General features: G+C 55.6%; 10 protein-coding genes. 4 read left to right on the top strand and 6 right to left on the bottom strand.

The annotated features are described in order from the left end of the window. Nucleotides 1–57: 57 nt before the first annotated feature. From AQ610_RS05745 to AQ610_RS05725, 6 genes are all read right to left on the bottom strand, one after another. Nucleotides 58–3,330 (bottom strand): hypothetical protein, encoded by a 3,273-nt coding sequence (locus AQ610_RS05745; RefSeq protein WP_144411926.1) that lies wholly within the window; start codon nucleotides 3,328–3,330, stop codon nucleotides 58–60. A 136-nt stretch (nucleotides 3,331–3,466) separates the two neighbouring features. Continuing rightward, the gene (locus AQ610_RS05740; RefSeq protein WP_006025741.1) at nucleotides 3,467–4,849 is read right to left on the bottom strand and encodes a hypothetical protein; all 1,383 of its coding nucleotides are present in this window, start codon (nucleotides 4,847–4,849) and stop codon (nucleotides 3,467–3,469) included. Between the two features lie 29 nt (nucleotides 4,850–4,878). After that, nucleotides 4,879–8,856 (bottom strand): NACHT domain-containing protein, encoded by a 3,978-nt coding sequence (locus AQ610_RS37215; RefSeq protein WP_144411925.1) that lies wholly within the window; start codon nucleotides 8,854–8,856, stop codon nucleotides 4,879–4,881. Nucleotides 8,857–8,863: 7 nt separating this feature from the next. After that, nucleotides 8,864–10,348: a class I SAM-dependent DNA methyltransferase gene (locus AQ610_RS05730; RefSeq protein WP_006025739.1), complete on the bottom strand. Its 1,485-nt coding sequence runs from the start codon at nucleotides 10,346–10,348 to the stop codon at nucleotides 8,864–8,866. 181 nt (nucleotides 10,349–10,529) lie between these two features. Next, the gene (locus tag AQ610_RS32745; protein WP_009913249.1) at nucleotides 10,530–11,918 is read right to left on the bottom strand and encodes a restriction endonuclease subunit S; all 1,389 of its coding nucleotides are present in this window, start codon (nucleotides 11,916–11,918) and stop codon (nucleotides 10,530–10,532) included. Next, nucleotides 11,915–14,704 (bottom strand): type I restriction endonuclease subunit R, encoded by a 2,790-nt coding sequence (locus tag AQ610_RS05725; protein WP_006025738.1) that lies wholly within the window; start codon nucleotides 14,702–14,704, stop codon nucleotides 11,915–11,917. The genes AQ610_RS32745 and AQ610_RS05725 overlap by 4 nt, the downstream gene beginning before the upstream one ends. A gap of 461 nt (nucleotides 14,705–15,165) precedes the next feature. On the opposite strand from AQ610_RS05725, the gene AQ610_RS05720 reads away from it, so the two are divergent. The 4 genes from AQ610_RS05720 to AQ610_RS35800 all read left to right on the top strand — a co-directional run bounded on the left by AQ610_RS05720 (nucleotide 15,166) and on the right by AQ610_RS35800 (nucleotide 24,466). Continuing rightward, the gene (locus AQ610_RS05720) at nucleotides 15,166–18,225 is read left to right on the top strand and encodes a TrlF family AAA-like ATPase (RefSeq protein ID WP_006025737.1); all 3,060 of its coding nucleotides are present in this window, start codon (nucleotides 15,166–15,168) and stop codon (nucleotides 18,223–18,225) included. A gap of 778 nt (nucleotides 18,226–19,003) precedes the next feature. Further along, nucleotides 19,004–20,404 (top strand): tyrosine-type recombinase/integrase, encoded by a 1,401-nt coding sequence (locus tag AQ610_RS32740; protein WP_080594973.1) that lies wholly within the window; start codon nucleotides 19,004–19,006, stop codon nucleotides 20,402–20,404. Further along, a complete protein-coding gene (locus AQ610_RS35805; protein WP_144411924.1) occupies nucleotides 20,391–22,223 on the top strand; it encodes a site-specific integrase in 1,833 nt (610 codons plus the stop codon). Before AQ610_RS32740 ends, AQ610_RS35805 begins: the two co-directional genes overlap by 14 nt. An 83-nt stretch (nucleotides 22,224–22,306) precedes the next feature. Continuing rightward, nucleotides 22,307–24,466, top strand: coding sequence for a hypothetical protein (locus tag AQ610_RS35800; protein ID WP_144411923.1), 2,160 nt, complete (start codon nucleotides 22,307–22,309; stop codon nucleotides 24,464–24,466). The last annotated feature ends 1 nt before the right edge of the window (nucleotide 24,467 follow it).

The raw sequence follows: 24,467 nt of genomic DNA, 5'->3' as shown, positions 1-24,467 counted from the left end.
TCTCGTAGGCAAAGGAGTTGATGGGCGGCGGCGATACGTCGGACGTTGGGAGGCCGCTTATGCTTCTTCGGAAACCGAAAACTCCCAGACAAATGAAAGTCGAATCGTTTCGGAAGATTCTGGCGACCATTCGATTCCAACGCACCTTGCTTCGTCGAAGGCCGCGTATGCAAGCTTCGCGAAGTCGTCCAGAGGTACGAGATAGCAGGCAACAACCGATATCGGTGCCGCATGAATTGGTACGTCTCCGAGATGACCGATAACGCTCGCTGGGTCGTCTGCATGCGGATAGCTGAACGCGAACGCACTCGCTGCCAAGCCAGGGCCTTCACGCAGATGACCGAGCCAAGTAGGAGCATTCTGACTTGGGACGAGGACAACCGGAGTACCGCCTCTCTGTTGAATCCGTTGAGCTTGCTGTACAAGCTCGTCAAGGAAGATGGCGGTGTTTACATCGGGCAAAGACTCTGTGCCCTTTGCGCGGAAATACTTTTCAAGCACGCTCGAAGCAATTTGTTCTCCGACTAGCTTGTTGTACCACTCGATGGTGCAGTCATGTCCGCCTTCCAAAGGCGGGTCCGCGAATGGTCCTTTTCTAACGTTGGCAATGTTCACTCTGGAGACATCACCAGAGCGGGGTTCCGCGATAAACGTCGTTGCGATGGACAGTGGGAATGTCTTGCATTGTCCGTCCAGGACATAGCGTGAAACCGCCGAGGATGCGAGGTGCAGTCTGCTGTCCGCGACTTGTGCGTTCACGAATATAGCTTGCCTTGCTTCGGTAGTAGCAGTAGTCAAGGCGTCCAACTCACTTATCAATGCTGTTCGCGCGTCGTCGGCGCTGGTGGTCTTGCCCAGCGCCCGCCTCAGCTTATCGACAATGGGTAGTCTTGATGCGAGACCGGGCCAGTTCAGGGCGTCACTCAGTTGTCTAGCAATATGCCGCAGCGACTCTAGCTGGTTCAGGTCCCGAGACCAGTACGGAACCGCCGATACTACGGTGAACACCCCGGATGGTGTACGGCTACCAGCGGCGGCAAGCAGCAGTTCGATTTGAGTATTGAGAAGCGAGTGCATATCGGCATCGCCAAACCCGGAGAATACTCGTCCGCCAAGCCGGTCAGGCTCAAGGGCTTCGCATATCGTGCGCACGACGCCGTCGAGCCGACCCGCGTATCGCCTGTCAGCTATCTGCCCCCGTATCAAATGCAGGAAGACCCTTTGGAATTCGGCAATTTCCTTCAGCGCTACCGTGCCGCCATCCTTGTAGCTGCGGCCTGTCAATAACGAAATTGCCAGTTCGAAAGAAAATGCGGACTCGTCAGCCGCGTCTCGCGTCCATGAGAGCAATACGAGTGCGGTTACCAAGCGGACGTCCACCCAATGGCGTCGCAGTACGACCGACGCGAGCGCCTGCGCGGTGGCGGCCTGCTCCTCCTTGCCATCTGGAAGATTCTCGATATTGGTACGTACGACTGACCAATCGTCGTCAATGTGGGCTAGCGTATGGAGGGGGAACTCGTTGTCAGGCAGCGGGTGACCGTCGAACTGCGTTTCTTGAGTGCTCCACCATTTCAGGAGCGAATCCACGAGGTAGAGAGAGGCCACCCGGTCGCCTCGGACCACTGCTCCAGAGAACATCTTGAGTAGGTATCGGAGGTACTCTGCCGAGAATCTCAGTTGCTCTGACAGCGCGCGCCACGCATTTCCTGCGCTTTCGCGGGGCACACGGATATCGCGATAGCAGCTGGCTTCCCAACCTTCGATGAATGTCTTTAGGGCGGAATCGTACTGTCTGGATACAGGTAGGGGCAGTGCCACTGCATTCTCGGCGTCACGCGTCGTGAGACCCCGCTCGTCGGCCTTCGATTGCCACCAGATTCCAAGGCGATGCGACATCAATGTCGACAAGTTCAGCACGTACGAAACGATGTCTGAGTGCTGGTCGTGCAGGCGGTTGAGCAAACGGTAAGAAAGGTAGCAGCAACGACGATAGAACGACGTGTCAAGATTCGCGTCCGTTGCGGCGGCGATGACAAGTTCCCGGTAACCTCGCACCCAATCTTGGTGGAGGCGCAAACCTGCCATCTGGTATGGGTCCGCGAGTAGAGCAGCGTTATCGTTTGCCCCGTCGTCATTGATGAATGTTCCCGCTTTGATTAGCTCGGCGTGAAGGTCCGCCAGTGCAGATATCGTTTCCGTCGCGCCTTCGAATCGTCGTTGCTCGACGAGCGAGAGCACCTCGGTCGCCAACTCCTCGAAGATATCTATGGTGGAAATCGAGGGCTTCCTGTGTCCAAGTACCACCGAGCGACGAATTAGGAATGCCCCGATGTGACTTGGCGGCTTTCCGCTCCTGACCGTACATAGCGTTTCGCGTCCGCTGAGCGACTCGCCCGGGGCAAATGTCATTGAAAGGAGCGGTCGACCAGCTTGTGCAACCAGGCGCGGGGCCACTGAGCGCTTCCCCTCATGTGCCCGGACCCACAACTTCGCGGCTATACGAAGCGGACGGAGGCGGACGTCGACAATCGTCTTCGAACCTCGAACCACGATGGTGACGCAGGGCTCGCCGTCGGGCAATGGAAAGTACCGCACGTGCGGCTTGTTCGAAGGTCGGACCTCGTCTTCTAATGTTTCGTCGATACGGCCTTCGTGCAAAAAGACGTTGCCTTGGAGCCGTTCGCGAACGTCTACCGGTAAGGCCACGTTAACCGCAAAGCGCGTGAAAACCCGCATCCTGGTGCTGTCGTTGAGATATCGAACCGTTCGGTACAGAAACCAGGCGGTAAGCGCAACGTCGACAAAAAACCAAGCGCAGTCACCAGCTATGCCCATGGCCACCCACTCTGGCGGCACATAGGGAACGGCCAGATACTCAATTCCCATTGTCGCGACCAATGAAATCGAACTGATGCCGGCCGGAAGCACAGCCGCGTCCAGCAGATACAACTGTAAGCTAAGTTTTGCTGTTGCCCGCCGTTGGAGAAGCACCGCTACGAACGCAATCACGATTGGGTAGACGAGTGCGGCAATCGTCGCCTGCACTGACCAGAGCGTCCCGAAGTATGCGGAAAACTCGGCGTTGCTCCAGCTGTAGGAGGGAATCGTTAGCGCAAGGAATCGTGGGGCAGCCCACCAGAGCATCGCTATGAGGAACTTGAGCGCAACCAACGCCGATACGCAGATGAACGGGTGCGCCACCATAAAGGAAACTCGTCGCGCCGTCCGTGAGGCTACGAAAGCCCCTGAGCCTGGCTGACGCCCCAACCATTCATCCACAGTTTGATTGACCCGGCGTGATAGATTGTCGAAGACTATGCTCAGCATCGGCGGCTCCACCTGACCCGCAGGTTGAACGTTTCAGAAGTTATTTAGTGTTACCGGGAATCTCGAGCATTGTGTAAGCATGTGGCTCATGCGGCCAAGTACGATTTGTTTCTCGCGGGCAAGCCCAGTGTTGGGACTAGTTGTCGGTGGTGGCAAAGTGATAGGTCATCGACATATAGGGGTGAAAGTCTGGAATGATGCTCCGGAACTGTCCATCCTGCAGTCTGTGTTGGGCGATGCCCGGGAACATATCGTCCGCTATCGGAATCCCAGCATTGGGATTGTGAAACAATGACAATCCCTCTGCCCAGGTTTCGGTGACCTCACCCGGCTTCACTTCGAAGTGAAACAGCAACGGTTTGCTAGCGTTTGGGGCGTGGTGATGGCACGCACCCATGCGTATCATCCTCGACGCATCAGTGCCGAATCCAGCGATTCGACCAATACGATTGAACTTGGACAAAGTTCCTGTACTCGAAAACAGGACACCGCTCACGTGTTCCGCGTTCGGTAGATTGAAAAATCCAGCGGGTATCTTTGTGCCGTTCTCTTTGACGTACGGGTCGACCGCTTTGGTTTCAAGGCGAAGGTTGCCGTCTTCGTCGTGGCTTGCAGTCTGTGTGAGGCCGTAGAGATACTCAAGCACCGCCGGGTGACTCCACGTCATCGACTGTGGCTCGTGGAAGTCTGCAAGGGCAAAGACGAGCGGCAGACCCTTAACGTGTTCGAGCTCCCAGTAAGGCGGCTTCTTTGATAGCTTCGAGTGTAGCGTGCTTCCAAATTTGAGCGGCATGTATGCGAGCAACCGCTGCTCGATGTCGGCTTGGTCGCGTGGTTGCCAGGCGGGCTGGTCTTTTCGACGGAGGACTTCCGTATCACTCGGATTGACAGTGACTGCTTCGACGGCGACCTTTTGACCATATCGACCGAGTACGAAGTCGGGCGCATGCATGTCTCTGTCAAAATGGAACCCAGCTTCCTTAAAGTAAGCGAACAAATATAGTTCCCAGAGTCGAGCGTCGAACCCCGTAGTCTGAAATTGCTCAACGAAGTTGCCATCCACATCTACGAAGTGCCTCATCATCTCGGAAACGACTGTTCGCGCGCCGACCCAAAATTTATTTTCGGACAGAACAAGGAAGGAGGGGTGTAGGCGTTGCCGCTCCACAATAGGCGTCAAAACATCGAAGGCCTCACCTGTGGCGTCATGCTGAGGAAAGACCTTTTTGCCCGTTTCGATGTGTCGAGCCATCAACCGTTTCAATTGGCTGCGGGCAGTACCGACATATGGAAAGCTTAATTTTAAGTCGATTGCGCGGAAGCGTCCGACCTCATCACGGCCGAGTACGACAAGACTATAGTCGTTGTCCGTCATGTCCATGGCGACGACGCCTAGCACTCGTTCGTGAACATCCGCATACCACTCGAGCTCTAGAATTGCATCGCGAATGTGCGCGGAACGAGTCCAGTCGACATAAACATTGAATCGCTCACGGGATATCGCCTTGATGTTTCGCATAGTTAGAGTGGTCGCCGAGTTCTTGGGCTCTATTGCAATAGCTTGCCGTGTTCGTCGATGAGCAATTCCCCCCGGATGATGCTGGCTTCGCGAAGCAACCAGTGCAGGTTGTCGCTCTCTGGGAATCCTTCTTGCGAAAGTAGTGGTCGAAAGTATTCCAACAATGCGTCTCGCGCATAGCTACGCAACATATTCGCCACGCTGCGGATATTGTCCAAGTTGAGCGGAGCAGAGATGACGCGTTTCGTTAGAATGAAATGCGTCTCGAGAAACGAGGGGTCGCTTGCGGTGCGCAGCGCATGAAAAAGCTCATCATGCTTTACGTGGTCCGATTGGACGAAACGCAATAGTTGGTTCGGCGGGAATAAGTTCAGCGCGTCGGCGAACACTTTCGGTATCAGCGACACCAACATGGCGCTGCCAATCATCCGCTCAAAGAGCGCGTGGTCGTAGGTCGGCAAACTCTCAAGGCGTGCGAGAACTTTGTGGGCTTTGTCATCGTCGTTGGCGAACGGGCCAACGACTGCTTCGACGGCCATGTGAGGAACAAGTCTGAGTGCTTCGGGCGAATTATGCTCGTCCCAGTCGTGAACGAACCGTCCCACCACGTACCAATCCTCGAACGGACGCTGAGCTGTCGCGGACCCAACGGTTATGCTGTTTCCAGTCTCGCGCCGCCAATCAACATATGCACCCAAGAAGCGCCTTGCGTGGTAACCATCAAAGATTTTCGGATTGGACAAGCACTGGCGGACAAGCCAAGCTATCCCCAGCGGCTTCACCGTTGCAGCGGCTTCGATGACGGACTCGCCGACTTTCGGGCTAATGCCTAATTGTTGAGTGACGCTGTTGAAGACACGCGAGTTCAGCTCATCGATAAAGGAGGCAGGTGTGTCTTTGAGAGAGGCTATGACCTCGAGGGCGAGCACGCGCGGCTGTCCCCCGAAAGACGGCGGTAGTTGTGCAAGCAGCTCGGGCAGTGCTTTAGCTCCATAGCGAGCAAGTAGCACTTCCCATCCTGCGTGGTAGTAGCCACGGGCTATCCAGTCGCGCGCAGTGCCGTCGTCAATCTCTAGGCTTACGGTCTCAGCTAGACGATGATGATGTTGCGCGCCCGCCGATGCAAAGGCCACCTTCTGAAATTTGGCTACCCAGGCGCTCCCGAGCTCTGGGATTGTCATCCCGAGGACTTGCTGCGCGCTTTTGCTCATCGAAGGAAAACGCAGTAGGAGCTCTTCGAACACGCCCTCGTCACCGCACGAAATCAGTACTCGGTTAACGTGCCACCAGCCACTGGGTGCAGTCTCTGGCGCTTGCGGATAGTTCTTTGCCAACCAAAGAGCGAGTTCCCGGTTTGACCGTCGGTTACTGGCGAACCTAAGATGCCACGGGGACTGAGAAACTAAGCCCTGTAGATGCTGGGCTCCCCACTTTGGAATTTCGCTCCCGCATGCCAGTGCCGCTGCGAGCGCGAGCTTCGGCTCAACACGCTCGCTGAGAAGCATCTGCTCCAGCCACGGCAGCCATCGTGCGTCACCGTTTGTGGCAATTGCCTCAAGGGCCATCTGCGTTCCAGGGCCGCCAAGCCAGTTCCCCAGCGCGACCTTGTTTGCGAATAGTGTCGCAGAATCCAGGGCCGCCACCAACTCTGGAACATAAAGTTGAGCTGCCGATACTTCGCTCACGACATCGAGGGCCCTGCTCACGTAGCTTGCCCGGCCCGAACGAAAACCTGCGATGGCTCCCCGGCATCTCACTGCTAGATGCGGATGCAGGAACATCGACTCAAGCACGGCGGCAAGGGAGGTATCCATCGACGCGCGGCCAAGGCTCGAATCGAACGTCGCCGCCAAGACTGCGTCAGTGTTCGCAGTCGAAGCAACAAAGGCGGGTTCGACGAGTTCACCGGACTGGAGAGCTAGGGACAAGCTCTCACGTGTATCCAGTTGGAATAGCGATTGCTCAATCCGTGAACAGCGTAGAAGACCGGCACCCGAGAGCCAGCTCCAGTACAAGTCATGCACGGCGACTGCAACGCTTCCTCGGGCGGTGATAGTGCCGAGCTGCTTCAAAGCAGATTGCGGTTCCGTAATTTCGCGTGCTGTAGCCGCCCTGCGCAGTGCCGATAGAAATTTGTTATATGACCGTTCTTTCGCGAGAGAAAGGAGCGAAACCGCGTCGGAAAGCGCATCCTCGAACTGCTCCGGCATTTGTTTCGACACATGTCGGTGAAAATGGGCAATTAGTTCACCTTGGGTCGAAGTAGGCCCACCAAGCAGCAGGTAGAGCGACAGCATGAGCGGTAGCCGCAGTAGGTCGACTAGGTCGTCGCTGAGGGCTCGGCTACCATCAAGTGCTGACTCCAGAACCTCGCGAATTTGTCCAGGTGTGAGCCGTTCGAGAGACCAGCGCTTGAACGCTGTGTCGCTTTCATCTGGATGCCGAGCACAGGCGATTACTCGAACCCCGGCGAGAGTACGAAGGAGGGCGGCACGCTGGCTAAAGTTTTCTCCCGTTGCGAACTCGGACCATCCATCTAGTAACACGCAAACTTGCCGGCTTCGCAGTACTTCCGCTGCGTCGACGTCTGGAAGTAAAGTTCGAATTTGCGAAAGCACTTCGTCTGCAGTTTTGATGCCCCCGATGGGAAGGAGAAGTGGCAGAACACCATCTGACTCGGAGCTGGCCGTGGCGCCTGGGCGCTCGCTATCAACGCTGTCTGTGTCTTCTGCGGATGTTTTCGAGTCTTTCGTTTGTTCAAGCGGACCTGTTGCGATGCGAAAGAGCGCGTGGCTCTTGCCAGCTCCCGGCGCGGCATACACGATATGATGAAGCTCTGGATGGCGCAGGAGGTCTGAGAGTCGTAGTCGTGCAGGCTGTTTGTCGTTTTCAGTAACGCTGCTAACGACCCATCTGTCCACGTCAGATAGGCTGTCCAACGCTGCTAGTGCGCTAGTTGGAGCATCCGGAAAAAGCGGCAATAGCGAGGGTGGCCGGCCTTGGTCGCGCAATTTTCGAGCAACGTCCCTTAGCCGACCTATGGCGACCGTTGGGGCGTCGGTACGCGCGGGCGGAGCGCCCTCCGCTGCTGAGCGGAGCATATTACCGGTCAGGTCTGCGACTACTTGTGACGGAAGTGAATAGGCGGTCGCCTCCGCAAAAGCATTTATAAACTCTTGGCGGTCCAACTTTCGGCTCTGAGGTCTAAGCGCCGCTCTATATAGCGTTCCGAAAAGAGCGTCGTAAGCCCTCCGGGCAGCGCTTGCCTCAGCGTGAACCTCGCTTCGGATGCGGACCAAGTGGTCCCTTCCGTCCTCTCCAAGTTGCTCCCAAGGTGGCTCTCCGCATGCAAACGTCAACCTGGCCAGCAGACGACATCGAAGGTCATCCGCCGAGCAGTTGTTAAGAAATTCGGCGAGTTTGCCATTGGTAAATCGCGCTCGAAGTGCATCGTGCAGTTCCCCAACGTCACCGCCATTTGCGGCAATGGACCACACTTCCAGAGCTGGGGTGCCGCTCGGGAGTGGGTCCTTGAGCTCTCTGCCAATCGGTGAGGTGGTCAGAAACGTCAGGAACACCGGTCGCCCCGGATTGCTTTCTTGGAGCGAAAAGAGTGTTTCTACGGCTTTCAGGACATCTGCCGAGTTGAGTGTAATGGAGCCCGACTCACGGGTGTCCTTCACCTGCACCGCACGGAGAATCTGCTCGGCTTTGTCGGGGGAAGTAAGGAGCTCTGCGTAGTCTTCCGCAACTTCGAGATGTAGCTCACCATCGGGCGGGAGGCGCATCCACGCGGCTACCGAAGAATGCAGCTGATAGACATATCCTCGCAGAGAGGCAATCGCTTGCCTTGCCGCTTCTTCCTGACTTAGCGCCCACGGAGTCAGGGCCGGGCCGAAAGCAGTAATTGTATGGTTTGCCATCAACTCGCCCGCGCTCGTATCGTCTGAGACCTTGCGTTTAGAGGCGGCGCCGAAGTTGCGGCCCGCCCTCAACCATGCAATCAAAGTGTTGTTACATGAGCCGGGCCGCTACCGCAGAAAACTGCTCAAGGGCCGCCGCCAAGTCATCCGCGATTTCCTGCGCTAGCACAGCCGGCTCGGGGAGGTTCTCCGAATCTTCAAGGTCTTCGTCCTTCAACCAGAAGATGTCAAGATTCGTCTTGTCCCGCTTCACAAGCTCGTCGTAATCGAAATATCTCCAGCGACCATCCGGCTGGGCTTCGCCCCACGTGGCTTTACGCTCGTGACGGTTCTCGGCGTTGAAGCACTCCACAAATTCATCCAAATTCGCTCGCTTCAGCGGATTTGTCTTCAATGTGAAGTGCATATTTGTCCTCAGGTCGTAGACCCATAGTCCCTTCGTCCACGGAGCCTCCTGTGCCGGCTTTGCGTCGAAAAACAGCACGTTTGCCTTCACTCCTTGTGCGTAGAAAATACCGGTTGGCAGGCGTAGCAATGTATGTACATCGAACTGTTGCAGGAGGTTCTTTCTGATGGTCTCTCCTGCACCGCCTTCGAACAGCACATTGTCGGGCAAAACCACTGCAGCCCTGCCATGGATTTTCAGGAGGGACTTGATGTGTTGGACGAAATTGAGCTGCTTGTTCTTCGTCGTCGTCCAGAAGTCCGTTCGTTCGTAGGCCTGCTCCTCCTTTTCGAGCTCCCCCTCTTCGTTAACGACAGAAATGGAGGACTTCTTTCCGAACGGGGGATTAGTTAGCACCATCGAAAACCGTTCACTCGGTTGACTGGCGAGACTATCAACACCCGAACGAATCGGACAATCCTGCGACTGGACGCCGTGCAGGTACAGATTCATAATGGCCAATCGCGCGGTGGCAGGAACAAGTTCTCCACCTTGCACGAATCCATTCCGCAGGTGCTTCTTCTGGTCGGGGTCGAGGTCGGCCCCATAGTGGCGGTTGACGTAGTCGATAGCTTGCATCAGGAAGCCGCCGGTTCCGCAGGCCGGGTCGCACACCGTATCACTCGGCGCGGGCTGCATCGCATCGACGATGGCCTTGATGAGCTCGCGCGGGGTGAAGTATTGCCCTGCGCCTTTCGGAGACTCGGCAGCGCTCTTTGAGAGCAGCCCTTCGTAGATGTCCCCTTTCACATCGGCCTGGAGTGACATCCAGTTCTCGCCCCCAATCAAGTCGACGATGAGTTTCTTGAGCGTCGCGGGATTTTGGATATCCGGCCTCGCTTTCTTGAAAATTTCACCGAGCATGCCGGGCTGACGGCCGAGTTCGTCGAGAACGTGACGATAGTGGACCTCAAGTTCGTCGCCGTCCTTGGCTACAAGAGACTCCCAGTCCATGCCCTTGGGCACAATCGGCGGCCGGCTGTATGGGGACTGGGTCAGTTCGTGGGCCATTTTCAGAAAGAGCAGAAAGGTAATCTGCTCGGTATAGGCCATATACGACAGGCCGTCGTCGCGCAGCACGTGAGCGAAGCTCCAGGCTTTGTTGACGATGCTCTGAGTGGCGTTACTCATCGATATGTTCCTTTTTTAAGATTTCCGCGTCGCCAACATTCACCGGTAGATGCTCCTTTGAGGACTCTTTGGCAATCCAATCATCTACGCTAGCGGGTAAGTCATCAAGTTGGCGCGCAATAGCTTCTGACGCATGTAGCATTGTTCGTCAGAGTCACAACTCTGACGAATCATTGGACAGTCACGCCGCCTGCTCAGTACAGTCGATTAGATGTTCAGCGCTCGTCAACTTACCTTCGAATGCCGCCTTCAGTATGGACTGACGAAGCTGACGGGCACGAACGACGTCATGCTCCAATTGCCCTTCAATCCTAGTATGTGCAGCGAGTTGCTCGTCGATAAGTTGGACAATTTGCGACTGCTCACTGAATGTTGGTAACGGCACTACAACCGAGGCGACCTGTTGTAAATTCAGTCCTGGCTTTCCCGCGCCGTAAGCAAATTTGAGCAATTGACGTCGCCCTTGCGATTCGCACGTCAAGCACGCATGCAGGTACCTGCTAATTTCAGGCAGAACGGGACGCGCCAACGCAACATGCTGACTCACGTACGCCTCATCAATGTGACACGTAACCTCGGCGCACTTTGCAACGTTAGCGCCCGTGATTGTAATTAGCAGGTCACCAAGACGCACCAAAGTCCTTCCACCTTCAGAATCCTTCGGCGGATTCACATGTGCGACAGAATCAATGTTCAACAAGTCAGTGTTGATATCTTGCGAACGAATAAAGATTGGACCATCGTTTGAGTAATATTTTGCCCACCCCCTCGACCCACTCGTGATTGTTCCAGTGAGCTGCTGGAGTGTCGCCCAACACCATCCTGCCGGCAATTCCGGCAAATTCTTTACGTCGGGCCCAGCAGGTTCAGCATACTTGTCCCGCCAGTTCTTCGGGGGCCGCTTGCCCTGCGCAGAGAATCTCTCCGATTGCTCCCTCTCCCACTCGTCACGTCGCGCCGTAAGAATGCGCGAAAGAAGTTGCTCCCCAGTACTCGTGGAAGGATTGTTCGAGCGCCAGTCGACAGTCAGGCGGCCTTCCAACGCCATCTTGAGAACCGAAGCACGGTAGCGTCTCAAATTTCCGTATGCGCGAGAGAGACTTGCAACTCCGGTATCGACGTCAGAGAAAAGCTCGTCAAGTTTTTCAACGATTATGCGCTGCTCATCTTTCGTAGGAACTGGAGCAAGCGTCGCGTTGTAGTCATCGCGGCTAAGGCTTGGAATGGTAGTCGATTTATCGAGCGCATCGAGACGCAGAAATTGCAGCAGGTAACATGCAAAACTCAGGTCATAAACTGAATCATCAACCGTGTAGTAGGCCGTGTCGATTACCCAACACGCCTCCCGGGAAAGGTGCGCAATCCCCGCACCACCTTTCCTGCCAATAAGTAAAGTCTGTCCAGATGTCAAAGCCCGCGAGTGCCTTCCTGCTATGCCATTGGACCCGTAAACCGGAACTATTCCACTTCCGTCCCGTAAATTGGCGGGAAGAGCTTTACCGTATTCGATGGGCAGTGTTTTGCCCAGCGGCTTTATCGGCCACTTGTCACAAAAACTGAGCTTCTTCAAGCTGCTAACCTCTGATTTAATTCATCCAGCAATGGCCGCCACTGCTCACCAAAAAGCTGCACAACCTTACCCAGGCCGCCCATACGTGCAAAATTGACGTCGTCGGTCAGGTCGTCGGCATCAATGCTCAAAGCGTGTGCGATGTGGTCCTTGATAGCAACCAGCCATGCGAGCTGCTCGTCGTTAAAATTCATACCTTGGGCCTGCTTCTCGCCCAGCCACCGCGCAAATCGGGATTCCACCACATCGGCAATTGGCTCCGCCACTGTGGCTGGGTCAATCGCATGACGCACGAGTGCAATCAAATCCACCAGATGTTGCCCACCACCGTGGCGCACTTTCTCCGGCTCCGCGAGTTCGGCATATTGCCAGAGTCGCGTCACCGAATCGGGCTGTGCCGGATTTACATGGAATGGTGCCGCCGCAAGCTTCCGCGCAAGGTCCTTTACCTGTCCAAAGCGCAGCCCAAGCCGGTACGGCTTGCTGTACAGCACCTGGATGGCTTCGATGTCGTCCTTGTGCTGCTCCACGAAAGCCTTGAACTCCGTCATTATCGTCTTGGCCTTTTCCTTCGCAGCGGCCGAATAGGCGGCGGACAGCAGCTCGTCTTGCGTAATCTCATCAATGACCTGCTCGGCCTGCGTCTTGACCTCAATCAGAAGCTCGCGCAGCTTCGGGTTGGCAAATGGCTTGAGCGCCTCCCGCATGCGGTCACGCTCCACTTCGTCCCGCTGAGCTTCGGAAGCATCATCGGCACTGACCAGACCAAAGCGTTGCTTTGCCGCTTCCGCATTCGCGTCGGGGTCAATCGCTGACAGCAACCGGCCTGTTAGGGTGGCTAGACTCTCTCCGCCCGACGCCTTTGTAATCTCGCCAGCCTGCTCGGCCGAGAGCTCCCGCCCGAGCCTAGCCAGCCTCGCGGCCAGGGTCGACACGATATCGGCATGGACGTAACCTTGGGCGACCGCCTGCAGTACCTTGCCGAACGGGACCGAATGGTCGACGTCGAGAGGCTTGCACGCGGTCTTGTCGGACTCGCATACTCCAACGGCATCGACAATCACAAAGTGGGTCTTCGGTGGCGTTTTCTCGCCTGAGACGGCCTTGAGGCTGTCGTGGTCAATGACTCGACTGCCGCGCCCCTTCATTTGCTCAAAATAGCTCGCCGACGTGATGTTGCGCATGAACAGCAGGCACTCGATGGCTCTGACATCGGTGCCGGTGGCAATCATATCCACGGTCACCGCCACGCGCGGATTGTAACTGTTGCGAAACTGCGCAAGCAGATTCTCCGGCTTGTCGCCGGTCGTCTTGCTCGTAATTTTCACGCAGAAATCATTGCCCCGTCCAAATTCCGCCCGGATGACTTTCACGATGTCGTCCGCATGCAGGTCGGTTTTCGCGAACACGAGCGTTTTCGGCACCTCAGTTCGCCCTGGAAAAATCTCCGTGAACAAGCGCTCCTTGAACGTACGGATAACAAGGCGAATCTGGTCCAGCGCAACTACATCCCGGTCCAGTTGATTTGCCGTGTAAGTCAGGTCGTCTGCTAGTTCCGCCAACCGCTTCTTGAGCGTGCGTTTGTCCCGGTGCGGCACCAAGATGCCAGGTTCCTTTTCCAAAGTGGCACCCTGGGCCGAAAGCCGGGTCGCAATCCGGTAGACCTCACATCCGACGTTGACGCCATCGGCTACGGCCTTTTCATGGCCATAGTCGACCACCACATTGTTGTCGAAGAATCCTATGGTCTGCGGCGTGGGCGTTGCGGTCAGGCCAACCAAGAATGCGTCAAAATATTCGAGTACCTGCCGCCAGACGTTGTAAATCGAGCGGTGACATTCATCAATGATGATGAAATCGAACGTCTCGATGGGAACCTTCGCGTTGTAGACGACCGGGACGGGCTCCTTGAGCAGCGGATTTGCCACTTCAAATTGCGACACTTCCTCGTTGCCTTCGTCGTACTCTTCGTCACCCTTGAGCATCGAGTACAGGCGCTGAATGGTCGTGATGACGACCTTGCTCGAGTCGGCAATCGTGTTCTTGGTGAGCCTCTGGACGGAATATTCCTCGTTGAACTTATACCCGTTGTACGGCGACTGAAAGTTCTGGAACTCCGCCTCGGTTTGCCGGCCGAGGTTGGAACGGTCAACCAAGAACAGGATGCGTTTGGCCTTCGCAAAACTGAGCAGCCGGTAGGCGATATTGCACGCGGTGAATGTCTTGCCCGAACCGGTAGCCATCTGGATGAGCGCCTTCGGGCGATTCTGCGCGAGCGACTCCTCCAGTTTCTTGATGGCCTTCCCTTGTACTCCCCACAGGGTCCGCTCCTCTACTGGCGGCATTTCGCGCAGGCGCCCACGAACCTGCTCGCCAAGCTTGGCGAGGCGAATCAGCTCCTCGGGACGGTGAAACGTGAACACATCCCGACTACGGGCGTCGGGCTCAAGCGCGTTCGTGAACTGGGTGACCGTGCCCGTCGATTCGTACGCAAACGGGAGCGGCTTTTTCCACACCGGCAAGCCGTTCGGAAGGCCCAGCGTATATTTGCTCGACTGAGTTTCCACTCCCGTCAAGGTATGGCCTTCGGGCTTCGCCTCGACAACCCCAATAACCTGTCCATCTGCGTACAACAGATAGTCGGCGAAACCGGTTTTCAGCGGAAACTCCCTAACCGCGATACCCGGGCCCGCGTACAGGTCCATGTCCTTGTGGTTCTGAACGGTCCAACCTGCAGCATGAAGCTGCCGGTCGATTTCTTCCCGGGCAATCGCTTCGGCACCCATAGCTCTCGCTCTTTTCTCGTTGGTTTTCAGTGAGGTTCCTCGGTGTGTCAAACCGGTCGCGCACGGACCACCTTTGGCCCCCGGCTATCCCCCGTGCACGCTTGCCAATTCGGCGTTCCCGCTCGCTACCTGGCGCGACCTGCTTTGGTCTGCCACTATTAACTGCAACGAGCATTCCGGCGCAATCAGCGCGAAGCAGCATAATATACCTTGCCGCCTTCAGCGCGTGCCCCGCGAGTCTTCCGGTGGTTCCCGCCACAAGTCTTCCTTTCGAATAGCTTATTAGATTGTTGTGGCGCATTACTTATCGTCGTCGCAGGGCCCATCGACTTCTGCCCAGCGTCGCTTCACCGTAGGGTCCAAACATTAGAATCTGATTCCGTCGGTGCCGAGACTGTCTGGTCGCACCGAACGGGATTACCTGAAAGAAACGTAATAACACTGAGAGCAGAGGGCAGTCTATGAACCGGGGTTCGACGTGGGGCAAATGGGACCTGCATATTCATACGCCCGCCTCGTACGAGTGGCGTGGCGGGAGCAGATTGCGAACCGCAGCGAGTGAGGCCGAGCGCGATGCGCTGATGAAAGAGGTTGTGTCCGCGATGAACGCCTCGGGGTGCGTAGCGGTCGGCGTGATGGATTACTGGACTTTCGACGGTATCAAGGCCATCCGCTCCTACCAAAAAAGGCCGGACGCCCTACCGTTGACTCCGACGTTGTTTCCCGGTATCGAGCTTCGCATGGTCTCGCCGGGAAATTTCCGCCTGAACATGCACGTCTTGCTCAATCCCCGGCTCTCTGACGACCAGCTGGACGCATTCAAGGCGCAACTTCGTATCGCCAATTTCGACCGGCCGTTAGTCGATGCCAACCTGATTGAATACGGCAGGGTTCGCATTTCAAACGAGCGTCTCGCACAGTTGTCATTGCCCCGCGAAAGAGTTCAGGCGAATGATGCAGACGCGCTTATCGCCGCTTCGAAGACCATCGAGGTCACGCCGGAATCGGTGAAAGAGGCATTGAAGACTTTCGGCACCGACGACGCCATCTTGATGATTCCGTTCGATACGAACGATGGAATGGCGAAAATCCAGTTTCGCGAGCACTACAACTTTCCACGGGAGTTGCTCGCGATGGAGGCGATTTTCGAGGTCAGCTCCCTTGATACGCGTGACGCCTTTGTTGGCATGCGCACACCGAGAAACGAAAGGTTCTTTGATGAGTTCCAGTCCGCCATCGGGCAGCCCAAGCTCGCGGTTCGCGGAAGCGACGCGCACCGTTTGGCAGACTACGGTAAGTGCCCAAACGAGAAGTACACGTGGATAAAGGCTGAACCCACGTTTTCCGGCTTGCTGCAAGCGTGCAAGGAGCCCAACAATCGTTCGTACATCGGACTAGAGCCGCCCAAGCTGGAATTTGTTCGCCGAAACCCGCATCTTTTCGTGAGTGGGGTGGATATTCGCAAGACTGCGAGCAGCAAGGAGCCTGGCGTCTGGTTTGACGGCACCAAGCTGGAATTCAACGAAGACCTCGTCGCTATCATCGGCCGGAAGGGCAGCGGCAAGAGCGCCCTTGCAGACGTTATCGGCTTTCTGGGTGACACGCCAAACGGCCGTTATTTCTCGTTCCTTTCCGACAAGCGCTTCCGCCTCCCGCGCGACAACAAGGCAGCCTCCTTCGAAGGGCGACTCAACTGGGCGCACGGCGCCCGCGCAGGGGAATTTAGGAGCCTATCGAGTGATACCAACACTGCAGCGGTAGAGCGGGTCAAGTATTTGCCCCAGCGTTATTTCGAAGAGTTGTGCAACGACCATGTCGAAGGTAAGGACGACCTGCTGCAGAAGGAGTTGCAGAAGGTCATCTTTTCCCACCTTTCTCCTTCCGAGAAGGAGAACGCTAAGTCCCTTGACGAGGTGATTGAGATTCGCAGCGCGGTCATTCAGGACAGGCTGCGGCGTAACCGGAAGGAAGTCGAGAGGCTGAATGGGCGAATCGCCATGCTATCGACGCGGGCCGGCCACGACCGCGCAATGCACTTGCGACGCGAGCTTGACTTGTTCCTCGAAAAAATCCGCGTGCTGAAGGAACATGAGCCGAAGGTTCAGTTGCCTCCCAAGTCGGACGACCCTGGTCTCGCACAGCTAAACGAGGCCATTTCAAAGGCCGAAGGCGAGTTGCGTGAAGCCGATAACGTCATTGCGCAGAAGCGGAAGGAACAGGACTCTGCTCGGCTGAAACTAAGGCGCATCGGCGAAGTGCGAGCACGAGTAGCAGCGTTGCGGGAAAGCGTTGAGGATGCCAGGGGGCAGATGCACGACGCTCTCTCAGAGTTAGGCATTGGCTTCGAGCAGCTCGTGCGGTTGGAGGTCGACCTGTCGGGTCTCGATACACTTGAGGCCGCTATCAAGGCGGCGCAAACCGACGTCGAGCGCGCCCTATCGCCGGACGGCGAGGGCTCGCTGATTGTCTCGCGTCATCAGCCGGAGACGACGCTCGCGGAACTGAAGGCGAAGTTGGATGAGCCGAACCGGCGATATCAACAGGAACTATCTGCCCACGACGAATGGGAACAAAGCTGGCTGCAGCTTCTCGGGGGCGCGGATATCCCGGGCACCTTCTGGGCGGTGTGGTGGGAACTCGAGGCGCTGCCTGCGCTTGACGGTGAGCTGACGGACCTTCGGACCTTGCGCACCGCTGCGGCAAAGCAGATTTTGGCGGATATCCGGGGAATGGCGGCGGTGCGCGCCTCCCTTTATCGTCCCGTGCAGGAACTGGTGGACAGTGACAGCGATATTCGCACCCACCTACACGTCGAATTCTCCGTGAACCTGTCGTTTGATTCGTTCGCTTCAGGCATATTCGACTTCGTCAAACAAAGCGCGGGCTCTTTTGTCGGATACGAGGAGTCAAAGGCCCTCGTCAGTCGGATGCTTAGTGCGCACGATTTGAACACCGAAGCCGGGTTGGAGCGTTTTTTTGCAGAGGTCGAGACGGCGCTCTCGGTGGATGTCCGGGGCACAGACAGACGGCCTGTGAATCTTGGCAGCGTGTTGCGCAGTGAGAAGAAACCCCAACAACTGTTCGATTACATCTACCAGCTCGAGTACGCGCAGCTCACGTATGGACTCAGTATGGGTGGGGTTTCACTGGAACGTCTGTCGCCTGGACAGCGAGGGGCGTTATTGCTCATCTTCTATCTGCTCGTAGACCGTGACCGCATTCCGATTGTTTTGGACCAGCCGGAAGAGAACCTGGATAACGAGACGGTGTTCCGCCTCCTCGTGAACGTTATCAACAAGGCGAAGCAGCACCGTCAGGTCATCATGATTACGCATAACGCCAACCTGGCCGTGGCTTGCGACGCCGAGCAGATTGTCTGCTGCGACATGAACCGGGACGAGGGCAACCGTATCACGTACCGGTCGGGAGCCATTGAAGAGCTGCCGATGAACAAGGTCGTCGTCGATGTGTTGGAGGGGACCAAGCGGGCATTTGACAATCGCAGCCGGAAGTACGCATGAGACTCGCATACTGCGTCTGGCCCGCAGGCGTTGCGTTCCGGCTGCGACGCTTGCGGACCGCTGTCTGCTTGAGGCTGCGGCATCCAGCCTCGCATACCGGGGTTGTAGGGTGAAAATCCCGAAACCGGGGCGACTTGCCCGCAAAGTCGGGGCCTTGTCAGCTTTGTGGCTCCCCGATGACGTCGCATCTCGTCCGTAGCACCCTTCGCCCATCGAAGAAACTGTTGGAAACAGGTGAGCGTGACTGCCGGCATGAGAAGCGAGACGGGCGCGTCAGCAGCGCGACCGGCTGCTGAGGGCATGGCCGGGAACGATTTGGGAGCAGCAGCAATCGGGGAATGCTGGCAAGCGAGTGGCCGGAGGAGTATCCGGACGGGGCGGTGGCGTGGCTCGTGCTCGGTGATGCGGCTGCCGTTTGCCTGAGCGCTGGCCGGGCGGCCTATACACTTGCTAATGAGCGGGATACCCATTGTAAATCAAGCACTTATAGGTATTTCCAATTTTCTGGCTCGTGCCTCATCGGCTAATATTCGGTCAGGCGCCTCAATCAACGAAAAGTATCGCTCAGAGTCCTTAATAGGATAAGTCTACCCTGCGTGAGCCCACCCACCACGCACGGCGTTATGCACAACCTTTTCATCGAACTGCACGCCCTTCCTGAGCGATGTGGAGACTGACATCGGCGTCGCTTCGCGCGGCTGTGCACAGCCTTGTGCTGTGTACGGACAAGTTGTCCACACGGAGTTTACCGAGGTCGCGAATGATATGAATTGCCCAAATGTCCGACAAGAACGCCGCCCAAGACTCAATCGAACGTGCCGACGACCCCACGGAATGGGTTGTACGAAAGGTCAAGGAACTGTCCGATACAAAATCGAAGCGAGAATCCGATTTACAGACGGTTATTGGTCGGCTGTTACCGACTGGTTTCCCTTTTGTTGTGGACGATATCTCTGGAGCAATCTCAGAGTTAATTTTGTTTTACCTGTACGAAAAGCACTTCAAGGAGAAAGCTTCAGTACTCGTCATAAACAAGCTTGTTGCCTATGCGTTTGATTGCAAGGACTGGCTCAATTTTCTAGATTGCTTTGAAATTATATGGCACCAAGCTACCTTAGAAGACCTTGAGCGTTATGTGGGTGTGATGAATGCGGTGATTTCACCGAGTTCCGGCGAAGCATATCACAATTCGACTCCGCGACGGAGAGTTTCAACGATAGAAGGTCTTTATCAGTGGGCGCGCGAGAAAGTCATCTACGATGGACCCTTGCCTAAAAACGCGCTTTTGTGGCCCATAGACGGTAGCTCTTCAAACGAAGAAGGAACGTCGAGAAACAAAGTCACTGTTTCCCTCACTGCAGAAGAGGATGAACCCGTTCATGTGATGGAACTCGAGCAGGCGCGTTGCATTATGAAAAAGCTAGGTCCTTTACCTCGAGAAGTGATAGTTAATCGAGAGAATGTGCTGTTCGACTCAACTGATGAAGCCATTCGAGTCATGAGATTAGATGTACGCTCGTCGCGTGACCGGCTTGCCGCTGAGTACGGGCTGAATTCAGGACTTCGGATAAGCGAAATTCGCGGTATGAATTGCAATCTCTTTAACGGCTATAAGACTGAGTCAGTCGAACCGAACAAACATTATAAATTTTGGGTCGTTGGGAAGGGAAGAAAGCGTCGGAGAGTTGACGTGCCGGGATGGCTTATTCAGGAGACGCTCACTTATATGGAATGCGAACGCAGTCTAATCGTCTCCTCAGTCGGAATCGCGGCCAACGCGAATGCTTTGTTTCTTAATCCCGTGATTACTCGTCAGCATGCAGGGAAGCGCGTATCGGTTCGTACCTTGGAGCGTCAGTTCGCGAAAGCTTGCGTAGAGACTGGCCAATGCGTGCTAGAAGAACGAACGTCAATCAAACAACGGGGGAGCGTCGTTGAAGAGAAGACGTTTTACCAAGAAACTCCCCTCTTTGTTTTTCATGACCTTCGGCATACCTACGCCGTTTGGACTTATTACGCTCGGAAGCGGGCTGGCGACTTGGAGCCTTGGGCATACATCCAAGCGCGTCTTGGTCACAAGCATTTGACGACCACGATGAACAGGTATCTGAAAGCAGCCGGAGATTTTGAGGCTGCGGTGTCCGACGCTTTCATGCGGCACATCAATGAAAAATACTAACAGTTTACGCTATGCGCAACTCAGCGCTGAGCAGCTGAAGGCTATCGCAACAAAGGCCGAAAATGTTGTCATCAAATCCGAGTTGGTCTCTTACATCGGAAAGAAGGAGAATCTACCGTTCTTTGAGAAGGCGCTAACGAACGTGCGAATTTCGTTTTCAGGTTTGGCATGCGCTGACGAATTCATCGCAGCTTTTGTTCTATGGTGTAACAGCGGGAAGCGAAAGGCAAAGCGAAATTTCGAAACAGGGCAGTCCCAGGTATTCAAGGGCTGGGTTACGTTTCTCTGGAAACGGGGCCTTCAAGAGCTTCCGACGCATGAAATCACACGTTCAACCACTGACGACTTTATTTTGTATCTCAAAAAAGAGAGTGGTCTTGCGTACGATACCCAGAGGCGGTACTGGGGGATAGTTCGCCAATTTCTGGAAGAGATGCGGAAGAATGTCGACTTGCGAAGGAGATTGTCGCCAGACCTCTCATGGCAGAATCGGCCGTACCCGAGGTCCGCAGGTGACAAGAATTCCGCAGAGGCATTAGACGCTGTGACACTAGGTGGGCTGTTGCGCGCCTGCCGGCAAGAAGCCACGGAGACCATTCGCGATTTTTGGCCGCTGCGAGCAGTAATCACCGGGCGAAAACCCTATCTTCCTGACGAGACGCGTCGCGGCAGAGGACGGTATGCCGCAATCGAGGCGTGTGTCTGGCGTCTAAAGGAACGTCATATGCCGCTCATCCCGCAGCAGGTTGAGCTTAATCGAATCGACCGAGATTTGGGCCATGCAATCCAGAACATACATGGCCTACATCGGGTAACTCTGCCGTTCTACCCGACTCCGGAGCGACTCATTCCTTTCGTCCTGCTGCATGCAATCTACACTTTCGGAAACACAGGGCCACTCCTCGGAATGCGCCTTCGACAGATAACTCACAAAGAAGTCTTGGGCGTCAAGAGGATTGTTTACAGGTTCGTGAAACATCGCGCGAAGAAGCAGTATCTGAGGAGCTTCGCACATCAGGACGACGACCCCCTTTCCCCGGCGAAACTGCATGAGTTCGTGGTTGCATGGACGTCTCGAATCCGAGAACATGCAGGGATTTTCGCGAACAACCTCTACGTCTTCGTTACGAGAGAGCGAGTTGTACGAGGGTTTTTGACTGGCGAGCAGTCTGGCAGTGATTCTGACCAATGCTGGAAGTACGCATTGAATGAGTTTCTGAAGCGCCACAGTCTTCCGAAAATCACCATTAGTAATCTTCGCGCGACCGGTCTCGACATCGTTCGCGTGCTGAGCGGAGATGACCTTCGCGCCGTGAAGGCCGCCGGCGGTCAAGAAAGCGCCCAAGTCATACGCGACCACTATGAAGGTGTTCCCGCGCAAGGTCGTCGACAGGAAGCCTTGGGCGAAGTGATGACCACGATGGAAGGTTGGATTATCACCGAGGGAAGGATTGACCCTCGCGGCGCTCCGACATATTCAGACATATTGGCCGCAACGCCTGGATGGCATTGTGCTGACCCTTTTGATTCTCCAATCCCTGGCGAGGTCAAGGGGCGGCGTTGTCAGGCCTTTGGACGGTGTCCTGGGTGCGGCTTGGGGACCGTCAATAAATTCTCTGCCTATTCGCTCGCGCGAACTTTGCAACTTCTCGAAGAGGTGAAAGCGGCTAGAGAGTATCTTGATACGCCGCGCTGGAATGAGGCCTACAAGGAGGTCCAAATCGCGCTTCAGGAGAAGTGGATTCCGTCCTTTACGGATAAGGACATTTGGGACGCAGCGTCGAAGCTTTCACTTAACCCGATTGGTTGGCTTGAATGAAACAGGCACAGACAAAGGCGAAGAAGACGACCACGCGAAACGCTCGAGAGTCCGGACCCCCGACGAGGGTCTCCGAGCTCTCTTTGTGGACTGACTTTGTGTGGAGATTCGTCAACACTACACCCGGGCAGAAAAACAACATTTTCTGGGACTTTCTGCTTCCCGACGGCACTCGGTCAACGGACAAACAGAACAAGGTTCTGCTTGAATCGTTTCGGGAAGTTTGCTGGGGAATGCTCCAAGACGGAGGATGGTACGGGCGCACCTTCAGTGTGGGTAGCGCCGTACGTATGAACGTTGGTGTGAAAGAGTTGTTCTGTTGGATGAACTATAACGGCCTCACAGACTTAGGGGAGCTTACCCGCGAACATTGGAAGCAGTATCTCGCAGATTTGCCGACGCTCATTATGGACCGTGAGCGCTTTTATGAAGACGCGCAAAGCCTTTCTGATAGCTGTGAAAATATCGAATCTGTCGAGGAAGCTGACGAGTACGATGACACTCAAGATGAAGACGACGAAGAGGCGCGAGATTTCGACCAAGTGCTGAAGGGCCAAAAGGTTGAAGACGACGAGCTAGCGCTTGACGATGACGATGAGATTACCTATGGACGGGTCAACAATCGAGTTCAAACCGCTTACTTGATTTACGCACAACGCGCTCGCGTGCACGCACGAGGTTTCCCCTGCTGCGACTTATTGCCGTTTTCGGGACGGAAACTAGCCGATGTGACCGGCGAAATCGCGAGGTATGTCATCAAGCGTATCCCTCCGCTGCCGGATGAAATTTCGCATCCGTTGCTTGAAGCCGCTCTTGCATGGGTCGACTTATATTCCACAGACATACTTGCTTTACAGACGTCATATCTTGACGCTAGAACCGACGCTCTTGCGCGCGGAGTGTCAAGAGCGCAAGCAACCAAGCTCGGTCGTGAGGCGATTGCCGATTTTTCGTTCACTGCGCGCGGACCAGATGGCGCGCCTTGGAGAGAGAAGCTGGAGTCGTTCAACGTGTTGATTCAAGACGGCCACGATACGACTTATCGCAGAGTTGAGACGCTGAGATATTTCTGCAATCGCGTTAGTAGCGCTGCCACAACGGTTCTCCAGTATATGGTGGGCTTGCGCGGTAACGAAATTTGTGGGCTGGAGGCCGGCTGGGACGAACAAGAGGGGCTGCCCTCGTGCGTTGTACGGAAGTACTCTAGTTCCGGCTTGTTAGAGATGTTTTTCGTTCGGGGTCTCGTGAGCAAAGGGAGGCCGAGCCCTCAAAATGATGACTGGTTGCTCGGCTGTCGTCCAGCTGGTGCGACCTACCTTCCACCGCCTGTTCGCGCGCTATGCGTGCTAGAGAAGTTGTTCGCTCCATGGCGTAAACTGGGAGAAAGGACTGAGCTCATCGTTAGCTTTAGTGCGAGCCGGGGAGTGGCTTGGCTACCTTCGTCCATCGGCCGATTCACCGTTGGTGCATTGAGACGAGGCTTCAAGAACTTCGTTTTATCGGAGCTCGACGTGAGCCGCTTACCTCTCGAGAGCAAGCGGGGAGAGGACTTGACCGCATACATTCAAACTAAAGGGCGGAACATTCTACCGTCCCAGGGACGAAAAACATTTGCGGCATACATATTGGATGCTCGTTCATCTTTGCTTCCTGCTGTGCGCCAGCATTTCAAACACTACAGCGAGGCCACCACCGAGTCAGCGTACTACCCGACCGAGGCACGGTTGCGTAACGAAATCGAGGCAGTCGTCTCGTCGGAAACAATCAATTTCTTCGTTTCAGTAATTCAAGGGAAGAAGCTTGAAGGTCGTATGGGCGACATAATCGCGAAGTATTTCAACGAGGAGCAGTTCACTAGCGCTTCGACCTTTGCGGAGTTGGTAGACCGAGTTGCCGACGTCGTTACCACGCACGATTTGCGGATATACTTTTCCGAGTACGGAAACTGTTTCATTCGAGCGAACCCGCTAGAGTCGCGATGTCGAGCCGCATCGGAAACCATTGGATGGGGAGCAACAACCCCCGATTTCAATATTCGGAACCCGGGGATGTGCGCAGGTTGCGGCTGCTTCGCAATCGATTCGTCTCACCGCATCTTCTGGGTCAAACGATACGAACATTATTCATCGATGTTCAAGCGCGCATTGGGAGCTGGACACGAACATGAGTTCGCGGTCCATAAGGCTAGAGCGGACCAGGCCAAGAAAGTGCTCATCTTGCTAAAGCATGTCAACGCCGATTGAG

The organism is Burkholderia humptydooensis (assembly GCF_001513745.1).
GTDB classification, from domain to species: Bacteria; Pseudomonadota; Gammaproteobacteria; order Burkholderiales; family Burkholderiaceae; genus Burkholderia; species Burkholderia humptydooensis.
Note: the sequence above shows the minus strand (reverse complement) of the source record. Positions and strands in the feature narration are given on the sequence as shown.

What these genes read in the sequence shown, in the direction of transcription:
- AQ610_RS35805 (WP_144411924.1), top strand. Translation starts at nt 20,391, where the DNA reads ATGAAAAATACTAACAGTTTACGCTATGCGCAACTCAGCGCTGAGCAG.
- AQ610_RS05730 (WP_006025739.1), bottom strand. Translation starts at nt 10,348, where the DNA reads ATGAGTAACGCCACTCAGAGCATCGTCAACAAAGCCTGGAGCTTCGCT.
- AQ610_RS05740 (WP_006025741.1), bottom strand. Translation starts at nt 4,849, where the DNA reads ATGCGAAACATCAAGGCGATATCCCGTGAGCGATTCAATGTTTATGTC.
- AQ610_RS32740 (WP_080594973.1), top strand. Translation starts at nt 19,004, where the DNA reads ATGTCCGACAAGAACGCCGCCCAAGACTCAATCGAACGTGCCGACGAC.
- AQ610_RS05720 (WP_006025737.1), top strand. Translation starts at nt 15,166, where the DNA reads ATGAACCGGGGTTCGACGTGGGGCAAATGGGACCTGCATATTCATACG.
- AQ610_RS05745 (WP_144411926.1), bottom strand. Translation starts at nt 3,330, where the DNA reads ATGCTGAGCATAGTCTTCGACAATCTATCACGCCGGGTCAATCAAACT.
- AQ610_RS05725 (WP_006025738.1), bottom strand. Translation starts at nt 14,704, where the DNA reads ATGGGTGCCGAAGCGATTGCCCGGGAAGAAATCGACCGGCAGCTTCAT.